General features: G+C 47.7%; 17 protein-coding genes. 8 read left to right on the forward strand and 9 right to left on the reverse strand.

The window, feature by feature from the left end:
- The first annotated feature begins 62 nt into the window (after positions 1-62).
- The gene (locus NEA10_RS19060; protein WP_252662919.1) at positions 63-839 is read left to right on the forward strand and encodes a DUF305 domain-containing protein; all 777 of its coding nucleotides are present in this window, start codon (positions 63-65) and stop codon (positions 837-839) included.
- A 3-nt stretch (positions 840-842) separates the two neighbouring features.
- Here the strand turns inward: NEA10_RS19060 and NEA10_RS19065 are convergent, their stop codons facing one another.
- Positions 843-2,528: an outer membrane protein assembly factor BamB family protein gene (locus tag NEA10_RS19065; protein ID WP_252662920.1), complete on the reverse strand. Its 1,686-nt coding sequence runs from the start codon at positions 2,526-2,528 to the stop codon at positions 843-845.
- Between the two features lie 91 nt (positions 2,529-2,619).
- Between NEA10_RS19065 and NEA10_RS19070 the strand changes: the two genes are divergently transcribed.
- Positions 2,620-3,486: an Npun_R2479 family HD domain-containing metalloprotein gene (locus tag NEA10_RS19070; protein ID WP_252662921.1), complete on the forward strand. Its 867-nt coding sequence runs from the start codon at positions 2,620-2,622 to the stop codon at positions 3,484-3,486.
- A gap of 33 nt (positions 3,487-3,519) precedes the next feature.
- Here NEA10_RS19070 and NEA10_RS19075 read toward each other — a convergent pair whose 3' ends face one another.
- The 3 genes from NEA10_RS19075 to NEA10_RS19085 form a co-directional block, all read right to left on the reverse strand.
- On the reverse strand, positions 3,520-4,956 hold the full coding sequence (locus NEA10_RS19075) for a sensor histidine kinase (RefSeq protein ID WP_252662922.1): 1,437 nt from the start codon (positions 4,954-4,956) through the stop codon (positions 3,520-3,522).
- A gap of 2 nt (positions 4,957-4,958) precedes the next feature.
- Positions 4,959-5,639, reverse strand: a complete 681-nt coding sequence (gene rppA / locus NEA10_RS19080) for a two-component system response regulator RppA (protein ID WP_252662923.1) — start codon at positions 5,637-5,639, stop codon at positions 4,959-4,961.
- 127 nt (positions 5,640-5,766) lie between these two features.
- Positions 5,767-6,159, reverse strand: a complete 393-nt coding sequence (locus NEA10_RS19085) for a DNA-binding protein (RefSeq protein WP_252662924.1) — start codon at positions 6,157-6,159, stop codon at positions 5,767-5,769.
- A gap of 138 nt (positions 6,160-6,297) precedes the next feature.
- On the opposite strand from NEA10_RS19085, the gene NEA10_RS19090 reads away from it, so the two are divergent.
- Positions 6,298-7,149: a nucleotidyltransferase gene (locus NEA10_RS19090; RefSeq protein WP_252662925.1), complete on the forward strand. Its 852-nt coding sequence runs from the start codon at positions 6,298-6,300 to the stop codon at positions 7,147-7,149.
- Here NEA10_RS19090 and NEA10_RS19095 read toward each other — a convergent pair.
- The 4 genes from NEA10_RS19095 to NEA10_RS19110 all read right to left on the reverse strand — a co-directional run bounded on the left by NEA10_RS19095 (position 7,146) and on the right by NEA10_RS19110 (position 10,924).
- Positions 7,146-8,306, reverse strand: a complete 1,161-nt coding sequence (locus NEA10_RS19095; RefSeq protein ID WP_252662926.1) for a cupin domain-containing protein — start codon at positions 8,304-8,306, stop codon at positions 7,146-7,148. The genes NEA10_RS19090 and NEA10_RS19095 overlap by 4 nt on opposite strands.
- Before the next feature lie 95 nt (positions 8,307-8,401).
- Positions 8,402-8,689: a hypothetical protein gene (locus NEA10_RS19100; RefSeq protein ID WP_252662927.1), complete on the reverse strand. Its 288-nt coding sequence runs from the start codon at positions 8,687-8,689 to the stop codon at positions 8,402-8,404.
- Positions 8,690-8,813: 124 nt separating this feature from the next.
- Entirely contained in the window at positions 8,814-10,409 is a 1,596-nt protein-coding gene (locus NEA10_RS19105) for a CHASE3 domain-containing protein (protein WP_252662928.1), read from the reverse strand.
- Between the two features lie 194 nt (positions 10,410-10,603).
- On the reverse strand, positions 10,604-10,924 hold the full coding sequence (locus tag NEA10_RS19110; protein WP_252662929.1) for an ArsR/SmtB family transcription factor: 321 nt from the start codon (positions 10,922-10,924) through the stop codon (positions 10,604-10,606).
- Between the two features lie 115 nt (positions 10,925-11,039).
- Here NEA10_RS19110 and NEA10_RS19115 point away from each other — a divergent pair, with 115 nt between their 5' ends.
- The 5 genes from NEA10_RS19115 to NEA10_RS19135 all read left to right on the forward strand — a co-directional run bounded on the left by NEA10_RS19115 (position 11,040) and on the right by NEA10_RS19135 (position 16,132).
- Positions 11,040-11,489, forward strand: coding sequence for a small multi-drug export protein (locus NEA10_RS19115; protein WP_252662930.1), 450 nt, complete (start codon positions 11,040-11,042; stop codon positions 11,487-11,489).
- Between the two features lie 164 nt (positions 11,490-11,653).
- Positions 11,654-13,756, forward strand: a complete 2,103-nt coding sequence (locus NEA10_RS19120) for a glycosyltransferase family 2 protein (protein ID WP_252662931.1) — start codon at positions 11,654-11,656, stop codon at positions 13,754-13,756.
- 50 nt (positions 13,757-13,806) lie between these two features.
- Complete coding sequence (locus tag NEA10_RS19125; RefSeq protein WP_252662932.1) at positions 13,807-15,000, forward strand: glycosyltransferase; 1,194 nt, start codon at positions 13,807-13,809, stop codon at positions 14,998-15,000.
- A gap of 71 nt (positions 15,001-15,071) precedes the next feature.
- Positions 15,072-15,770: a rhomboid family intramembrane serine protease gene (locus tag NEA10_RS19130; RefSeq protein ID WP_252662933.1), complete on the forward strand. Its 699-nt coding sequence runs from the start codon at positions 15,072-15,074 to the stop codon at positions 15,768-15,770.
- A gap of 56 nt (positions 15,771-15,826) precedes the next feature.
- Positions 15,827-16,132 carry an Mpo1-like protein gene (locus NEA10_RS19135; RefSeq protein ID WP_252662934.1) on the forward strand — a complete coding sequence of 102 codons (306 nt, stop codon included), beginning with the start codon at positions 15,827-15,829 and terminating at the stop codon, positions 16,130-16,132.
- 178 nt (positions 16,133-16,310) lie between these two features.
- Here NEA10_RS19135 and NEA10_RS19140 read toward each other — a convergent pair whose 3' ends face one another.
- Positions 16,311-17,216 carry an RluA family pseudouridine synthase gene (locus NEA10_RS19140; protein ID WP_252662935.1) on the reverse strand — a complete coding sequence of 302 codons (906 nt, stop codon included), beginning with the start codon at positions 17,214-17,216 and terminating at the stop codon, positions 16,311-16,313.
- Positions 17,217-17,286 lie beyond the last annotated feature (70 nt).

Here is a 17,286-nt window from a genome sequence, read left to right on the forward strand (position 1 = left end):
ACTGGATTCCATGGGTTCGATTTCCCCTTTACCTAAACTTACATCGCAGGAGAAGCCTTTTTATGAAACTTTTTAATCAATTCACTCGCACCGGCTTAGGGTTAACAGCTGCCCTAACCTTGGGACTGGCAGGTTGCAATGTTGCAGAAGATGCCGACTCCCCCATGGCCGATGGGGGACCGATGACCGAGGAATCCCAAGAGATGAGTCCTGAAGACCCCATGGCGACCGAACCCGGTCAGGGGATGGATCACGGGCAAGACCCAGCCATGTCTGGAGAAGCCATGGGAGACCCAATGGACGGTCAGGGAATGCACATGGCCGCAATGTATCTTGGCCCCGCCGATGACGAGTTTGAACTGCGCTTCCTCGATGCCATGATTATTCATCATGAGGGAGCCATTGATATGGCCGAAGAAGCTCTAGAGAAATCGGAACGAGAAGAGGTTCGCCAACTGTCTCAGGAAATCATTGAGAGCCAAGAAGACGAAATCGCCCAGATGGAACAGTGGCGCGATGAGTGGCATGCTGATGCGCCTGAGGAGCGTCAGATGTATGATGCTCAAATGTCTCAAACCGTGGAGATGGACGAGACGACTAAGTCTGCCATGCAAATGGATATGGAATTGGGTGGCGCTGATGAGGATTTTGATCTACGCTACATCAATGCCATGATTGCCCATCATGAAGGGGCTTTAGATATGGCTCGTCAGGCGATGGAAAATAGCGATGAGCCGGAACTGCAAGCGTTTGCTCAAACTGTGATTGAGACGCAAACCGCTGAAATTCAAGAAATGCTGGCCCTGCGGGATAGCTGGTACATGGGTGCTGATGGCTAATCTCTAACCCAGACAATACATCCAGCCATCGCGGCTACAGATATAGACGAGGCCATCCCAGACGACTGGGGTGGCTTCAAAGGATCCTCCCCGGTTGAAACTGGCGATTTTCTCGACGCTGATACGATAAAACTGTCCCTGGCCCCCCTCTAAGGCCTGGGGACTATCTGGGGAGGCTAGGTCATAGTTGAGTTGAAATAGATGCACACCGTTGTAGCCGGCGGAAATGAGACGGTTTCCGTCGGTGAAGATGGGGGTGGAGATGGAAGCGCCAATACGGTCTTTGAAGATGATCATGGGGGTGTCATATTGGTTTTGCTGGAAGGGCCCCGGCACTTTGTCGCCCGTGACTTGGGTTTGACTGCCAATGTAGAGATGACCGTCGATGGCGTTGGTGGCAAATAAGGGGGGGGTGTTGGGGGCCCGATACTGGTCGTTGAGGGCCACAGACCCGGTAATTCCTCCCTCCCATTCGGCAAAACGGACGTTTCCGGTGGGGAGAAACCAGTCCACACAGTCGGGATCGGGTTTGCTGGGGTCGAGTTTATAGGCCCCTCCGTGACCGGGGATGCGTTCGCGATCGACGGTACTGAAGAGTTTACCGTCTTGGGCGATGCTGATGGTTCCGTTGAGGTCTCCCCCGGCGCGAAATCGCCAGACAATCTCCTGGCTGGGAATGTCGATTCCGTAAATGCGTCCCCCCCCTGAGGCTAAGTAGAGGCGATCGCCCCAGCGGGCCGGGGAGGATTCAGCGACGAGGTTACCCTGGTACAGTGGCACGTCTTCGGCTTCGTACAGTTGCAGTTCTTTGTAAATTTCGGGGACAAAAAATCCTTGATAGGGACGGCGTTCTTCGACACGACTGTTGATAAAATAACCGATGGAATTTTCCCCAGGATTAAAGATAGTATGGTTGCCTAAATAAAGGGGAGAACTATCGGTATCTCGGCTATAACTATCAGTTCGACGAATATTCATCCGCCAGAGTTCTTGTCCGGTTCGGAAAGAAACCGCACGAAAACTGGGGACAAATGCAGAAGCTAGAGAGTTAGTCACTCCAAGACGACTACCTTGAAGGATAACAATTTGATTTTCCTCGCTGGCGGTTTCATCGATGTAAATGGTGGCGGTTCCTTTGAGGATATCGTCAAATCGATAGGTCCAAACCTCCTCTTGGGTTTCTAAGTCGATTTTTCGCAGTTGGTGGTCGTAGGCCCCAATCACGAGATAAAGACGACCGCGATCGCGCAGCAGGGTGGGTTGTCCCGTCCAGCCGGCCCCACTCCAGGTGTAGGAGGTTCCACCGACAATGCTGATGCCGCTCCCCAGGTAAAATCGATGGTGGAGCGTCAAATCCTCAGGGGTTCCCTGACCATAGTAGCGGCGTTGGTCATTGCCGAGATAGGTGGGGACGAGAAGTTGAGTGTCATCTTGGGGAGAGGCGTTAAGAATTTCGGTCACCTGACGGGTTATGGTGTCAGAGAGGGATGTGGGGGTGACCAGGGGAAGACGACCCCCCTCTCGGGATGACCGCAGTCGATGGGGAAGCCAGGCCGCAAGTCCCAGGGATACGGTGTATCGTGTAAGTTGTCGTCGGGTTAAGGCCATCCGTTGCGCTCGAACGTCGGGAACAGGGGGTGGGTCGTACCACTGAGGGGCGATCGCCTCAATTGCCAAGGGCGATCGCAACCGTTAAGATTAAGCTATCAATTCCCAATTATCAGGGCGATCTGCCATTCACCGAAACGTCCCCAATTGTGGGTTTGCCAGAGAGCGAAAAATGTTCAACGCCACTGAAATTTTAATTCAAGCATTTGTCGAGGAGTTACGGGAAGGGTATCATCGAACCTATGGTGGCTATAAGCCCGATTATGCGGATATTATTGCTTGGGCGGGTAGCATGGCTCTGGAAAATATTGCCAACAGTGATGCCCTTTACCACACCGTAGAACATACCATTGGTGTGGCCCTAGTGGGTCAGGAAATTCTCCGGGGTAAACATATTCGTGAGGGGGGAATCACTTGTGAGGATTGGTTACATTTTATTTTGTCATTGGTCTGTAGTGATATTGGCTATGTGAAAGGAGTCTGTCGCCAGGACAGCTTAGAATCTCATCAATTTGATTCGGGGACAGGGGAGTTGATTCAACTCGATGCTGGGGCCACGGATGCTAGTTTAGCACCGTATCATGTTGATCGCAGTCAACTATTTGTCAAAGAACGCTTTCATGGTCACAAACTCATTGAGTCTCAGGAAATTCAGGAGAATATTGAGTTAACTCGTATTCTGTCCCCTCAACATCCTGGCTATGAAGATACATCGGGTTTTCGGGGCTTAACTCGGGCTGCTGATTTAATTGGTCAGTTAAGTGATCCGCGTTATCTCAATAAGTTAGGGGCACTTTATTATGAGTATGAGGAAGTCAGTTACAATGATAGGCTAGGCTATCGCCATGCAGGGGATTTACGTCAAAGTCATTCTCAACAGTATTGGTCACTAATTTATCCAGCGATTGAACCCGCCTTAGAGTATTTAGGATTGACCCAAGAAGGCAAGCAAATTGTCGCTAATGTTTATGCCAATGTCTTTGTGGTGGAACATGATAATACTCGCACAACAATGTCCACTGAGTTGGAACACTCTTAGTTCTAGGATATTCACTTAAAATCAGCAGATGGCTTAAATGCTGGGTAGGGCGATCGTAAATAACGAGCCTTCCCCTAACTGACTTTCAACCCCTATAGTTCCACCGTGAATTTGTATGATTTGCTCGACGATGGCTAAGCCTAATCCGAATCCTCCCGAGGCTTTAGAGCGTTTTAGGTCTGCAGAATAAAACCGTTCAAAAATATGGGGTAATGCGGCTTCAGAAATGCCAATTCCACTATCTTTAACTTGAATGAAGACCGAGTCTCTGTGCAAGAGGTAGAGTTCAACTGTTCCCCCAGGTGGTGTGTAGCGAACGGAATTACTTAGGAGGTTGGTCACAGCTTGTCGTAGTAAATTTTCATCTCCTTCTACCGAAATGTTATCGTGCAAAATATGAGAAGTAAAGGTTAAGTTTTTGTCGCGACAATGGCGAGTCCAGTCCTTCGCTAACTCAAGCAGCAATTGGCTTAAATTAACAGGTTTGCATTTTTCAGAAGCTAAGAGTCCTTCATGTCTCGCTAAAAATAAAAGTTCCCCAATCAATTGACTCATTTGTTTGGTTTTTTTGACCACTGTTTTCAGCCGTTCTTTCACTGTTTCGGGACTATCTTTGACTTGATTTAAGGCCATCAAGGCGATTTGAGTATTGCTTAAGACGACGGCTAAGGGTGCACGTAACTCGTGAGATGCATTGGCGGTAAATCGTTGTAACTGGTTACAGACTGATTCGAGACGTTCATTAGTTTCTGTAAGATTCTGTTGTCGTTTCGCCAGTTCTTGTTCTAGTTCGTAGAATAAATGAATGGCACTCCAGGAGGCTAATGTTGCGAGTGCTACTGCTAAAATAAGGAATAAAAATGTTAGCTGTTGATGGCGATCGCGATGTTGCATTCGTTGAATGAGCAGGGTTTCTTCTTCATCGAAAAAGCGTTCAATAGCGTCACGGGTGGCTACCAGATCGTCTTGTCCCTGTTTGAGCCAGTTATGCAATGACTCAATGGGAACCAAAATATCATTTTCTCCCTGGATTCTCGTTAGCTCTTGTTGCAGGGTTAACTTATGCTCAAAAATCTCTAATATGTCCTTGATTTGATTGCGAATTGCTTGAATTCTTAGGGTCTGTTCGGGATTGTCATCAACTAAGTTTTCTAAGGTATCAAGTGAGTCAGGAATTGTTCGAGTTGCTTGTTCATATCGCCTTAAAAATTCGTTTTGTCGCGTCAGTCCATAACTACGCAGTCCTGTATCTGCATCGAGGAGTGCATTTAAGAGGTATTTGGTTTCGAGGCGGACGGTTTGAGTATGCTGAACCCAGGCTTCGTCTTCGATGAGGTGCAGTTTTAGCCAGGCTAAGGTGAAAAGGGTTATAAATAAGCAACTGATAGGAATTGAGACAATTAAGGTTCCTCGAACTCGCAACGGAAGGCAGAACCAGCGTTGATTAAGGCATTTAATGAGAAGAATCATGGTTATTTTGGTTGTGGGGGTTCAAAGCGATATCCCATTCCATAGATGGTTTGAATCCAAGAGTCGATCGCCAGTTCTCGTAGGGTTTGACGTAGCCGTTTGATACGAGAGACGACGGCGTTACTTTCGGGTTCTTCTCCCCATTCCCAGAGTGCTTGCTCGATTTGCTGATGGCTGAGAACTTGCTGGGGATGACGCATGAGATATTCTAAAAGTTGGAAGTCTCGGGTTTTTAGAGAAAGGTCTTGATGTTGCCAGGTGAGGGTCATGGTGTCGAGGGATAAGGAAAGGCCAGATACTTCTAGGCGATCGCCGATCCAGAGTGGCGATCGCCGCCGTAAGGCTCGTACTCTAGCCAGTAGTTCTTCGAGGTCGATGGGTTTGACTAAATAATCATCAGCTCCTCCGTCGAGTCCCAGAACTTTATCGGCGGTGGTATCTTTGGCGGTTAAAATCAAGACGGGAGCGGTTTTTCCCAGTTTCCGATACTGTTTACAAATATCGATTCCATCTTGTCCCGGTAGCATCCAATCTAAAATCAATAAGTCATAGTCGGTCTCTTCAATTAGCCATTGAGCGGTGGTTCCATCGTCAACAGCGTCAACAATATGTCCGCTCTGTTTCAAAACAAACTGGATTGGTTCTCGTTGCTCCATATCATCTTCCACTACTAAAATTCGCATAGCTTTATGTTAGGATATTTGATGATTTTAAAAAAGAGAATGAACCCCAAAACTCTTTTTTCAGAAGTTTGAAAATGAGAGTTTCGGGGAAGTCGTTCAAATGTGCTTATTCAACATTACTATCACCTTAAGCACCTGGGTTAGGATTGGGGAAGTTAGGATTACGACGTCCGCCAGCCCAAGGGGGTCGGCCCGAGGCGGGACGAAGGTTCAACACCTCTCCATTACTACGAATAATCTGAATGGCATCAAAGTCATGTTCACCCGGCCTACCCAGGACAGTGACTTGTTCTCCCTGTTGTAAGTCTAGTCGATGCCAGCGTAGAGGACCAGCATCCACAATGATTTCTCCGGTTCCATCATCGAGAATAAAGTCGTTACCAACGATGCAGCGAACGGTTCCTGAAATGGTCACACCACGACCTTGGGTGACGGATTCGATTGGGACTTGGGCTAGGCTGGCTGGTGTGATGCTGGCCAGTAAAGCGGATGTCGCCAAAATTGTTAGGCTAACTCGCATAATTTGCTTTATAAAATGGACTATATTTACGTTAATTCAAAATAATGACGGAAATATGACAGGATTTAAAATGGTTTATATTTTTTATTTTAATTGAAATCATGCTATAATTAACTAAAATTAAAACTTTTTATGCTCATGAATAAAATCTTACCAATTGGCTCAATATTACCCGTTGATGCGCAAGGATATTTAGTGCGTCGGGTGAGTTTGGAAAAGATTGTTGAACCCTGGCGATCGCTCGTTGATGATGTGGCGTCAGCCTATGTGATGGCTTGGCTGAATCGGGTTATGGGAGTCTATATTCGCGGTTCTATAGCGGTAGGACAAGCCATTTTCAATCATTCTGATGTTGATAGTTTGGCGGTGGTATCTGGAGATCATCGAGAGTGCGATCGCCGCTGGTTTAAAAAACTCAATCAACAGATATCTCGTCATTATCCCTTTTGTCGTGGTGTGGAATTTTCTGTAATTTCCGGCGATCGCCTTTTAGATTTAACGGATCATAGTTACGATAATTTGCGAATGTTAATCGCTACTCAAGCTGTCTGTATTTGGGGACAAGATATAGTTGAAGATTTGCCTAAGGTTCGCCCCGATATGACCTGCATTCATCATAGTTTTGACTTAGAAGCGGATCTAAACCAGTTAATTGAGGATTTATTAGCTCTTCCCCCAAACCCCTCAAATCGGCTTCAGCAGCAAGCCTATATCCGCAAACTCTGTCAATGGAGTATGAAACGCATTCTCCGTTCAGGCTTCGAAATCGTCATGGAACGAGATCAGTGTTTTACAAGGGATTTGCATCCCTGTTATGAACGGTTTAGCCATTATTATCCAAACCAAAAATCATTAATGCGGCAAGTCTTAATTTGGGCCATTAACCCCATTGACTCTCCGGAGAAAATTATTGACTTCTTATATCAGTTTGGCGGTTGGCTCGTTGAGGAAATTGATCGGCGTTATCCGCTGATATCTGAGGGAAGTTAAGAAGAGACAACGAGCAGAATTCCGTTTTGAACCAGTTGAGTTAAGAGAGGCACAATTTCCGTCTCCCAGTCAAAGTCAGCCAACCAAGTTTGCACATCTAAGCCAGTAAAGTTCTCCGAAGTAAAGAGTTTTTCTAAGCGGCTGAGATCTAATCCTGCTAAGGCAATCTTTTTTTCACCGGTTTTGACGGTGTAGCCTCCAATTTTAGAATTGATTTCGATAAGAACGGGTTGCTGGGGACGATAAAATTGAGTGAAGAGTCCGTCGGGAAATTGGGGATGACTCAGTTGAGCGGGAAAACTGAATTGTCGTGAGGGTTGACCTTTTGAACATTGTTCATCAAGATAGCGTTCGATAAGACTGTCTTCTTCAATTTGTTGTTGCCAAGTTTTTATCAGTTTCTGTAGATGTTCTCGACAAGCTGAGCGATTATTTGGGGTTAAAAATGGTAGGGTTTGTCGCCATTGAGGTGAGGTTTGTAACTGTTCGGTGAGCCAATCACTAAAGTCAAGTCCCGTCGGCCCATCAATTCCTAGGGTTAGATGTAAGGAGGGTTCGGCGACGGCGATCGCATCATGCCAATGTCCCCGAGGAATATATAGTAATTCACCAGGATTTAGGGTTTGTTCAAGATAGGGGTTTCCCTCAGGTGGTGTGAATTGAGAGGAGGGGGTTTCAGATATGGGATAGGGAAAATTCTCGAAAAAAACTCGCCAGTGTTTCTGTCCAGCAATTTGTAGGATAAACACTTCATGGGAGTCATAATGACAGGTGAATCCTTGCTGTCTTCCTGGAGAACTATAACTATTAACTTGGATTCGATGTCCAAGTTCAAGGCGGAGTTGTTCGGCGAGTTTGGCAATATTTTCGTTTTTTTGATGCAGGCGATCGACGACCAATGTGGCTCCAGATTGACAGGCTTTTATGATATCTCGTGCAGTTTGGATAGGTTGGAATTTTTTTCCGGATTGAGATAGGCGAATTTCTGGGGATTTTAAGGGATATAAATTAAGAATTTGGTTGAGACTCTCCCAGGAAAATAAATCTGCAAATTTGCTGGGATTGTTGTCGGAAATAAGAATAGCTTTCTGAGTCCAGTATTGGTCAATAAAGTCTGACGGGGAGATGGGATGAAGCAGATTAGCGAAGGTTCTCATGGGAGTGGGATGGAAACAACAACGAGGATTCCTCTAAGCCAACTGGCGGGATATCTTGCTGGCTTAGAGGACGGGTTGAAGGGGGGTGAGGCGGTTTAGCGTCTCATGCGACGATAGCGACTTGAAGGAGTTTTGGAATCATGGTCGTAGTCATAGTCTTGATCATAGTCTTGGTCATAGTCTTGGTCATAGTCTTGGTCGCTATCACTATCTTTGTTAAACATGCTAGCTTGGGAGAGATTATCTTGGTTTAAGTCTTCAATTTCTACATGAAGCCGGTTGTTGGGTTTGGGAGAGGCTGAAGACTGTAAGGCCTGACTGGCTGCGGACGCAGTGAGGAAAGCAAATGAAGCTAAGACTGCAATTTTGAAAGAGGGTTTCATCGGGGTTAATTTCTGAGTAATCTGATTGTGATGCTTGCGATCGAGTCAGGGGGATGGATTACCCTGATCTGATTAAGCTCAAGTTTAGCTTAAAGGATCAATATGACCAAATGATGACTATCGATTAGCTGGCCGTCGTTGGCTTAGCTGTCGTTAGGGGAATAAAGATATGGACATGAGTTCCTTCTCCTAATACAGAGTCTATCGTAATATCACCTTGATGACGATGGAGGATTTGGTAGCTAATTGCTAATCCGAGTCCCGTTCCTTCTCCGACGGCTTTGGTGGTAAAAAATGGGTTAAAAATCTTATCTTTTATAGTTTCATCAATGCCGACTCCGGTATCTTTGATGTCGATGGTAACACCACTAGAATCCGATTCTTGGCAATCCGAAAAATCAGTGATAATTGTGATAGTTCCAAGTTCTCGTGACTCTTTTATAGCATCGACAGCGTTACTAAGTACATTCATAAAGACTTGATTTATTTCACCCGCGAAACATTCAATTTGAGGTAAATCTCCATAGTGTTTTTCAATTGTAATATCGCTGAGTTTATGTCCAAGAATTAGCAAGGAATCTTCAATACCTTGATGGATGTCAATTGTTTTTTTGTCAGCTTCATCTAAGCGAGAAAAACTTCGTAGGGATTTGACAATATCCCGGATTCGCTCACTTCCATTGTGCATGGATCTAAAAAGTTTATGGGAATCTTCTTCAATAGACTCTAAGTCAAGCTCTTCTAGGCGATCGCGCACTGTTGTGGGCAAATCTTCCTGGCTTAATAACTCTTTCAAGGATTCTAATAGTTCATCCTGGCTCTCTTTAAGGTGAAACAAGTTTCCGTGAATAAAACTAATGGGATTATTGATCTCATGCGCAATCCCTGCAACCATTTGCCCCAAGCTAGACATTTTTTCACTATGAATTAAGCTAGATTGGGTTTGTTTGAGCTGATCTAAGGTCGTTGAAAGCTCTTTGGCTTGCTTGTTGGATAATTTAGCACTTTCTAGGAGTCGTAATTCACGATTTTTTAGCTCTTCATCAAGCTTAAAAAATAAGTAAAGTGCTAAAAAACCACTTAAAATCCCAACACTCGCCTCGATGAAAATCGCTATCTCAATAATGTCTTGTCGCTCTCTTGAGGCGAGTTGTCGTTGTTCCAGTAATCGTTCTTCTTCTCTAACAAAAACGGCAATTTCTGCTCGGGCCTCATCCATTAAATGTTTTCCACGAACCATCAGACGAATTTCTGAGGTTTCTAAGACTTCCTCGGTTTGACTATCGATTTGATAGAGTTTGTCTCTAAAAAAGTTGATTGTTTCCCGTGCTACTTCTTGAATAACATGAACTTGAGCGAGTTGTCGTTCATTATCTTCGACCAAAGTTTCCATATTATACAGAGTTTGTGGAATTTCAAAAATCACCTGTTGATAGGGTTCTAAAAACTGAAGTTGACGGGTGATTCCATAGCCACGAATGCCGGTTTCTGCATTTAAAAGCTGTATCAAAAGCTGATTGGCTTCATAGCGGACTTGCTGAGTATGCTCAACATATTCTTGAGCAGCAACGGCGGTATTTTTGATCCAGCTAAAGGCAATGAGCGTAATAATTAAACAGGCTATGGGTATGCTAATAATCAGGGTTCCTCTTTGACGAAATGATAGATTGTTCCAGTACGAAAAGAGGTTGTTTAGTTGAAGGTGTAATATGGTAAACATATTTTCTGAAGTCAAACAAGGTGGTTATTCTAGGATTTTATGCCGGAAACTTGAACCCTGATGTTGTGATAAATGTGTGATAAACTGGGGTTTAAGGTTGCTGCTAGTTAGTCTGTTGGTAACCTGAATTGTATGTTAAAACTTAAAGTTGCTGCCATTTGCCAAAATTTGGAGATATTGAAAAAGCTTGACTATCAAGGACAGTGGGAGGCGCGAATCTGCGCAGTCGAGGTATTCAGGCTTTGCAGGAACTTTTCTAACTGTAGGACTTGAGCGAGGTTGAGGCGGTAGTAAATCCAGCGGCCATCTTGTCGAGGATGTACCAGTTGTGCCTCTTTTAAGACTTTGAGATGAAAGGAGAGTTTTGATTGGGGGGTGTTGAGGCGATCGCACAATTCACAGACGCAAAGTTCGCGATCGCACAGATGCTCAATAATCTGCAAGCGCAAGGGATCACTCAAGGCCCGAAATCCTAAAATGAGGTGATTGGATGGCTTCGCGAGTGAAGACTTCATGATAGTATCATTAGAATAAACAGGGCTGACTTGATTTTATACGATTTTCCAAAGGTCGTACCCCAGAGGCAAGACTGCCTTCTCAGGATGATGGATACGGGTTTCGGGATTAAGGATGATTGACTACATTGAAAAGGTAGCTACAGCTTGGTTTGTGGGCTTTTTCCCTCTGGCGGAAATCTACATCGCTGTTCCCTTGGCGATGGCCCTCGGCTTGGATTCTCTGTCGTCAGTTCTCTGGCCGGTGTTCGGAAATTTTTCTCCGGTGTTGCTCATCGAATTTCTCTATGAGCAATTGCTTCGTTTTCCTCGCATCCGTCGGCTGTTCAAGCGTCTGCGTTCAGAACGAGTCATTCGCTATCTCGACCGTTGGGGAGGCTGGTTCGTATTCATTATGACACCCTGGACGGGGGTTTGGGCCATGGCCATCACCCTTAAATTTCTGGGAATGAAACGTCGGCCTCTCCTCGTGACGACATTTATCAGTATTCTGATCTATGCTGTTCTCCTTCTTGTCTTAGTCGATGTCGGAGTCGATTGGTTTACCTCAAAGAATGGGGACTAATTCCCTGGATTTTCTGGAAATTGGGGTTGACAGATTGACAACTTGACCGGTATTATAAAAACGATGGAAAAGGTGCGCCCAAAAAAAAGCCTTTCAAACGGGAGTTCAACTTTCCAGTGACGTCCTCCTTTGACCCTAATCTTCCTCCATCACCCCCTCCTCTGGTGACGGTTTGCCTTCCCACCTACAACGGCGAAGCGTTTTTAGCCGAGGCCTTAGCCAGTCTTTCCCAGCAAACCTATCCTAATTTAGAGATTCTCCTATCCGACGATGGCTCGGAAGATGCCACCCTGGATATGTTAGAGGAGTTCAGGGCCAACTCCCCTCATCCCTGTCGCCTTTATCGCCATTCCCAGTTGGGGATGGTGCAGAATTGGAATTTCTGTATTGAGAAGGCTAGGGGAGTTTATCTGAAATTCCTCTTTCAAGACGATCGCCTAGACCCCGATTGTATTCGCCAACTGGTCAACTTGGGGGAAACTGACCGGGATTTAGCCTTGATATTTTGCGTCCGTCGCCTAGACATCTCCCCCCAGGCCCAAGACATTCCCATTTTGCAGATTCTTTGGCAACATTGTCAGGAGATTCATCGGGGGTGGAGTCAGTTACAGTCTCGTCAAAGGGGGGTGAGTCTGTTGGCCGATGGTCGACTCTGGGAGTTTCCCCTCAATAAAATTGGCGAACCCACGGCGGTTCTCTTGCGGACATCGGCCGTGAAGCAAGTGGGAGGGTTTGATACAGACTTATCTCAGTTGGTGGATGTGGAATTGTGGTGGCGACTGTTGGCCCGCTTCTCGGTGGGGTTTGTTGACCAACCCCTGGCGGTGTTTCGTCTTCATCCCGGACAACAAACGGTGAAAAATGCGGCTGAGGGGAGGTTTGATGAACGGCGATTCTTGCTCAAGATTGCCCAAAATCCTATCTTTGCTGAGGAAATACGACAGCAGGCGAGATGGCATTGGTTGCAACAGGAAGATTGGCAATGTCAGGATTGGCGATCGCACTTGCAAGAGATTCCCCCCTCCCTATGGCCCGATTGGTTGCAACAGATGTTGTCGCAAACCCCCCAATGGTGCGATCGCGGTGAAGCCAGGGCCTATACTCAAGGACTGATGGCCATCTCCGACTATCTCCTGGCCCGGATTCAAGAGCAACCGCAACCCTGGCGAGACGCGGCCCGAGTCTATTCCTTGCAGGTGAGTCTGTCGGCCACCTATTATAATGATGTGCCATTAGACAACCTTCTACAGCAGCGGCGGCAAATCCTACAATTCTTTCTCCAATCCCAAGGATATTGTCTCGATTGGCAGGTTTCCCCGCAAAACTCCGGCAAAACGGGAGTTTATCTGGAAACCTATCTCAGCCAGATGCCAAAATCCCACCATCCTATCTATTCCCCGAAACCGCCGCCACAATCTTGGACGGCTGGGGATTGGATTCAGTTACCGGGAGACTTGCGGGGACAAATCCAACGGCTGCGTGAGGAAAATTTAGATGAGTTGCAATTTTGGGGAGACTCCGTGGGCGAAATTGGGGCGATCGCCTTCTTGGAGTTACATCAGTTAGCCGGCTCTCAGAGGACGTTTTGGGACTTACCCCTCTGGGAAACTGAGGATAAAACGGCTTTTTTGCCTACAGGTCTAACCCATAGCATTTACCATAGCACGACTCCCCATTTAGGTCAAGTCCCAGAGGGAGAAATTTTAGACCTTAAGGGACGGCTAGATATCGCCTCAGCCCGAGTTATTTTTGTCACGGTGGTTTCTCCCGACGACCTAACTGTTGAATTGCGGGAGACTTGGGCAGGAATTATCCAATCTTGTCCTCAATCGGTGTTGCTTCTGTTGTTATCCCAAACCGATGAACAGTCGAAGCTGGGGATTTCTAGCCGCGATCGCCTGTCTGAAACTTGGGCAAACTTTGAACTGTCCCGTCAACAGTTAATACTCGTCAAACCGGGGGATTGGCAACAGCAGCCATTGTGGTGGGAGATGGGAGATATCTATTTAGATAGCTTTCCCATCAACTCGCCGCAATTTGTGCAGATGGCCCTGAACAAAAATCAGGTTCCTGTCTTGTATTATGGCAAAACACGGCGATCGCAAACCAGCGTTAAGCACTTTCCCGGGCCAATTCCTCCCGAGTCCATCGCCCAGCAAGAGTCAGAGTACCGTCAACTGGCCCAAAAATTGGCAACAGATTTAGAATTTCGGCAAGAGACGTTAAACAAACTTCAACTCGCCCGAGTCAGCGATCCCCCATCTTAAATCCCTTGTGCTAGGATCTGCCCTAACGCCCCTCACCTCTGGGTTTAACCATGTCCCCCAAAATTTCCCTCATCCTCAATAGTTACAATCCCTCCCACTATCTCCAACGGGCCATTGAGAGTGTTCTGCAACAAACCTATCGAGACTTTGAACTCTTAATTTGGGACGATGGTTCCAGCGACGACTCCTTGGACATCGCGCGATCGCTGGCCGCCCAAGATGAGCGAGTCCGAGTTATCGCCGCCCCCCACCAAGGTCGAGGAAAAGCCCTCAAAGCCGCCATTGCAGTCACCACCGGCGACTATCTCGGCTGGATTGATCGAGATGACATCCTACTCCCCAACGCCCTGGAACAGACAGCGGCTATCCTAGATAAACATCCCCAAGTGGGAATGGTCTACAGCGACTATCTCGACATTGACAGTCAAGGAACCCCCCTAGGGTTGGGCTATCGCTGTCAGATTCCCTACAGTCGCGATCGCCTTCTCACCGACTTTATCACCTTCCACTTCCGCTTAATGCGTCGGGAAATCTATAACCAAGCCGGAGGAATTGACCCCGCCTTTGAATACGCCGAAGACTACGACCTCTGTTTACGCATCTCAGAACTGACGGAAATTTACCATCTCCCTGAACCCCTCTATCACTATCGCCACCACAGAGATAACGCCTCTCGGTCCCAAGCCAGTTTACAACAGGCGCGATCGCAATGTGCCATCAACAACGCCCTCTGTCGTCGCGGCTTACAAGACACCCTACAACTGCAAGTCCAAGGGGGACGATTTATCCTCAAACCCCGGCCCACCGCCTCTCGCAGCCGTGTCGCCGCCGTACTGGCCTCCCTCTCCCTCCCCCTAATTCCCCTCAACGCCGCCGCCACCCCAACCCTCAGCGAAGCGGGAAAAGCCATCATCGAAACCGCCAGTCAAGGAATTTCCCAAACCGAACCTCCCAGCCTAACAGCCGTCAACTCCCAATCCGACATTCAGCCACAAACCATCGAACCCGACTGGGAGATGCTGAAACAAGACAATCCCCCGGTTCCACCAATTCGGGCCAACGAACAAATCGGAGACGGCTATGGCTACCAACCCCCAGCCGCCGGTTATGGCTACCAACAAAACTATACCCCTCCCACACCTCCCCCCCTGCGTTGGTTTATCCGGCCCCGTTCCCAAGACCATCGACCGCAACTCAGTCAAGACGGTAATATTAGCTTTGAGACTCGCCGCGATACCCTCTAACTCCTCTAGATGAGAGTCTCTGGCTTGAGGGATTGACGGCGATCGCAATTTATATCAAGGTTTACGGTTCCATGGTTCCCTTAAAAGACGAGAATCCCATACAGATTACCCCAATTGTCACCTATGTTTTAATTACCGCCAACATTGTCATCTTCATCTACCAACTGAGTCTGGGAACCAGTGAACTGCAAGAACTCCTGCAAAACTTTGCCTTTATCCCCGGTCAACTGTCAGAGACCTTGCAGGGGGGGTCCACCGGCGACCTCGTTCCCGAACCCCTAACCCTGGTCACCTCTCAGTTTCTCCATGGGAGCATTCCCCACGTTATTTTTAATATGCTCTATCTGTGGATTTTCGGCAATAACATTGAAGAGGAGATGGGTCATATTCGCTATTTGACCTTCTATCTTCTCTGTGGGGTACTCGCCGCCTTAAGTCAATATATTTTCGACACCAGTTCCATGATTCCCACCCTCGGGGCCAGCGGTGCGATCGCCGGTGTCATGGGGGCCTATATTTTCCGTTTCCCCCAAGCCAAAGTCTTAACCCTAATCCCCCTGGGATTTTTCTGGTTCACCGTAAGAATTCCAGCAATTTTCTTCCTTGGCTTTTGGTTTTTACAACAAGCCTTCAACAGTGTTCTCACCCTAGACGCCCAACTCAACGCCGGCGGTGCCGAAAGTATGGTCGCCTACTGGGCCCACGCCGGAGGCTTCGTCTTCGGGGCCCTCCTCGGCCCCCTCTTCGGACTCTTCTCCCGCCGCGACTAACAACCGACGGCCTTCTTTCCCCCTGTTCCCTGTTCCCTATTCCCTGTTCCCTTCTTATGACCCAAAAATTCACCTCCTTTGAAACCTTTTACCCCTACTACCTCGAAGCCCATGAAAACCCCATTTGTCGGCGACTCCATCTCTTGGGCGTTATCGTCGCCCTCGGGGCCATTCTCTACTCAATTCTCACTCAAACCTGGTGGACTTTGGCGATCGCCCCCGGATTCGGCTATCCTTGCGCCTGGCTAAGTCATGCCATCTTCGGCAAAAACGTCCCCGCCACCTTCGGCCACCCCTTCTATAGCTTCAAAGGGGGGATTCTCATGTATCGCGATATGCTAACCGGCAAAGTTCCCTTCTAATGTCTGCACCCCAACGTATCTCAGCCAGACCCCAAACGCCATTTTCTCTCACTCAACAGCTTTTAGGCAATCCGCCAGAGACCCTATGTATATGGCGGCACATTTTCCCATGATTTAATGGTACGTCAAGTTGCCAAAAAAGTCAAGGAATTTTTTCCTAAATTTTCCCCAAAAACTATCACTTCAAGCGGTCAGGGGGAGGACAATCCCAACATCGCCAATCTCCCGAGGTGGGATGATGAAACCCCAAGCGAAAACTATGGAGAAAATAGCCACAATCCCCAGGAACTGGATAGGTTTGGGTTTCAGGATTGAGGGTTAAATTCAACTCCCCGCCCGGAGAATAGAGAGGGTCTCCCACTAAAGGATGACCCACCGCCGCCAAATGAATGCGAATTTGGTGCGGTCGGCCCGTGAGGATTCTCACCTCTAACAGAACCCCCTCAGGAGAACGAGTCAAAACTTCCACCTGACTTTCCGCCCAACGGCCGTTAGACGTGGCCCCATAGACGCTTCCTAGAGTGGGATGGGGGAGTTTGCCAATCGGCTGCTTAATCGTCAGGCGATCGCCATGAGACCAATCCCCCACCCAGGCCCGATAAACCTTCAACATCTGCCGACGGCGAAGTTGCTGATTCAACTGCGATCGCCCCTGGGGAGATTTTCCCCAAACCATAATTCCCGACGTTCCTCGTCCCAAGCGATGAATCGGGGCAATCTCAGGATAGGTTTGTTGTAGCTGAAACCAAAGGGTATGCTGCAAAAACCCCGCCCCCGGAAGAACCGGCAGGCCCGAGGGTTTCCCCAGCAGCAAAATATCCTCATCCTCATCCAGGCGATCGAACCTCAGGGGAACCTCCGGTTCATCCCAGGGGGGGCGATGATAGGTGAGACATTGGCCCGCCTCTAGCTGTGTTTCCGGCGTTGTGGGCTTATCATTGAGATGGATTTGGCCATCCAGGATGCGATCGCGCCACATTTGGCGAGTCGAATGGCGATAGCGTTGGGCATAATAGTCCAACACCGTTGTTCCTGGAGGGAGGGAACCCAGGCGATCCCGATACGTCCAACCCTGATTTAACATCGACGAAAAATTAGCATTTCCTAACAATCCTCTCCATTTCGCCCTATTTTGGGCCACAAGCCCCCCTCTC

The sequence above is a fragment of the Phormidium yuhuli AB48 genome (genome assembly GCF_023983615.1).
Lineage (GTDB): Bacteria > Cyanobacteriota > Cyanobacteriia > Cyanobacteriales > Geitlerinemataceae > Sodalinema > Sodalinema yuhuli.

Coding starts and splice junctions, on each gene's coding strand:
- NEA10_RS19060 (WP_252662919.1), top strand. CDS start 63: ATGAAACTTTTTAATCAATTCACTCGCACCGGCTTAGGGTTAACAGCT.
- NEA10_RS19070 (WP_252662921.1), top strand. CDS start 2,620: ATGTTCAACGCCACTGAAATTTTAATTCAAGCATTTGTCGAGGAGTTA.
- NEA10_RS19075 (WP_252662922.1), bottom strand. CDS start 4,956: ATGATTCTTCTCATTAAATGCCTTAATCAACGCTGGTTCTGCCTTCCG.
- rppA (WP_252662923.1), bottom strand. CDS start 5,639: ATGCGAATTTTAGTAGTGGAAGATGATATGGAGCAACGAGAACCAATC.
- NEA10_RS19085 (WP_252662924.1), bottom strand. CDS start 6,159: ATGCGAGTTAGCCTAACAATTTTGGCGACATCCGCTTTACTGGCCAGC.
- NEA10_RS19090 (WP_252662925.1), top strand. CDS start 6,298: ATGAATAAAATCTTACCAATTGGCTCAATATTACCCGTTGATGCGCAA.
- NEA10_RS19095 (WP_252662926.1), bottom strand. CDS start 8,306: ATGAGAACCTTCGCTAATCTGCTTCATCCCATCTCCCCGTCAGACTTT.
- NEA10_RS19100 (WP_252662927.1), bottom strand. CDS start 8,689: ATGAAACCCTCTTTCAAAATTGCAGTCTTAGCTTCATTTGCTTTCCTC.
- NEA10_RS19105 (WP_252662928.1), bottom strand. CDS start 10,409: ATGTTTACCATATTACACCTTCAACTAAACAACCTCTTTTCGTACTGG.
- NEA10_RS19110 (WP_252662929.1), bottom strand. CDS start 10,924: ATGAAGTCTTCACTCGCGAAGCCATCCAATCACCTCATTTTAGGATTT.
- NEA10_RS19115 (WP_252662930.1), top strand. CDS start 11,040: ATGATTGACTACATTGAAAAGGTAGCTACAGCTTGGTTTGTGGGCTTT.
- NEA10_RS19125 (WP_252662932.1), top strand. CDS start 13,807: ATGTCCCCCAAAATTTCCCTCATCCTCAATAGTTACAATCCCTCCCAC.
- NEA10_RS19130 (WP_252662933.1), top strand. CDS start 15,072: ATGGTTCCCTTAAAAGACGAGAATCCCATACAGATTACCCCAATTGTC.
- NEA10_RS19135 (WP_252662934.1), top strand. CDS start 15,827: ATGACCCAAAAATTCACCTCCTTTGAAACCTTTTACCCCTACTACCTC.
- NEA10_RS19140 (WP_252662935.1), bottom strand. CDS start 17,216: ATGTTAAATCAGGGTTGGACGTATCGGGATCGCCTGGGTTCCCTCCCT.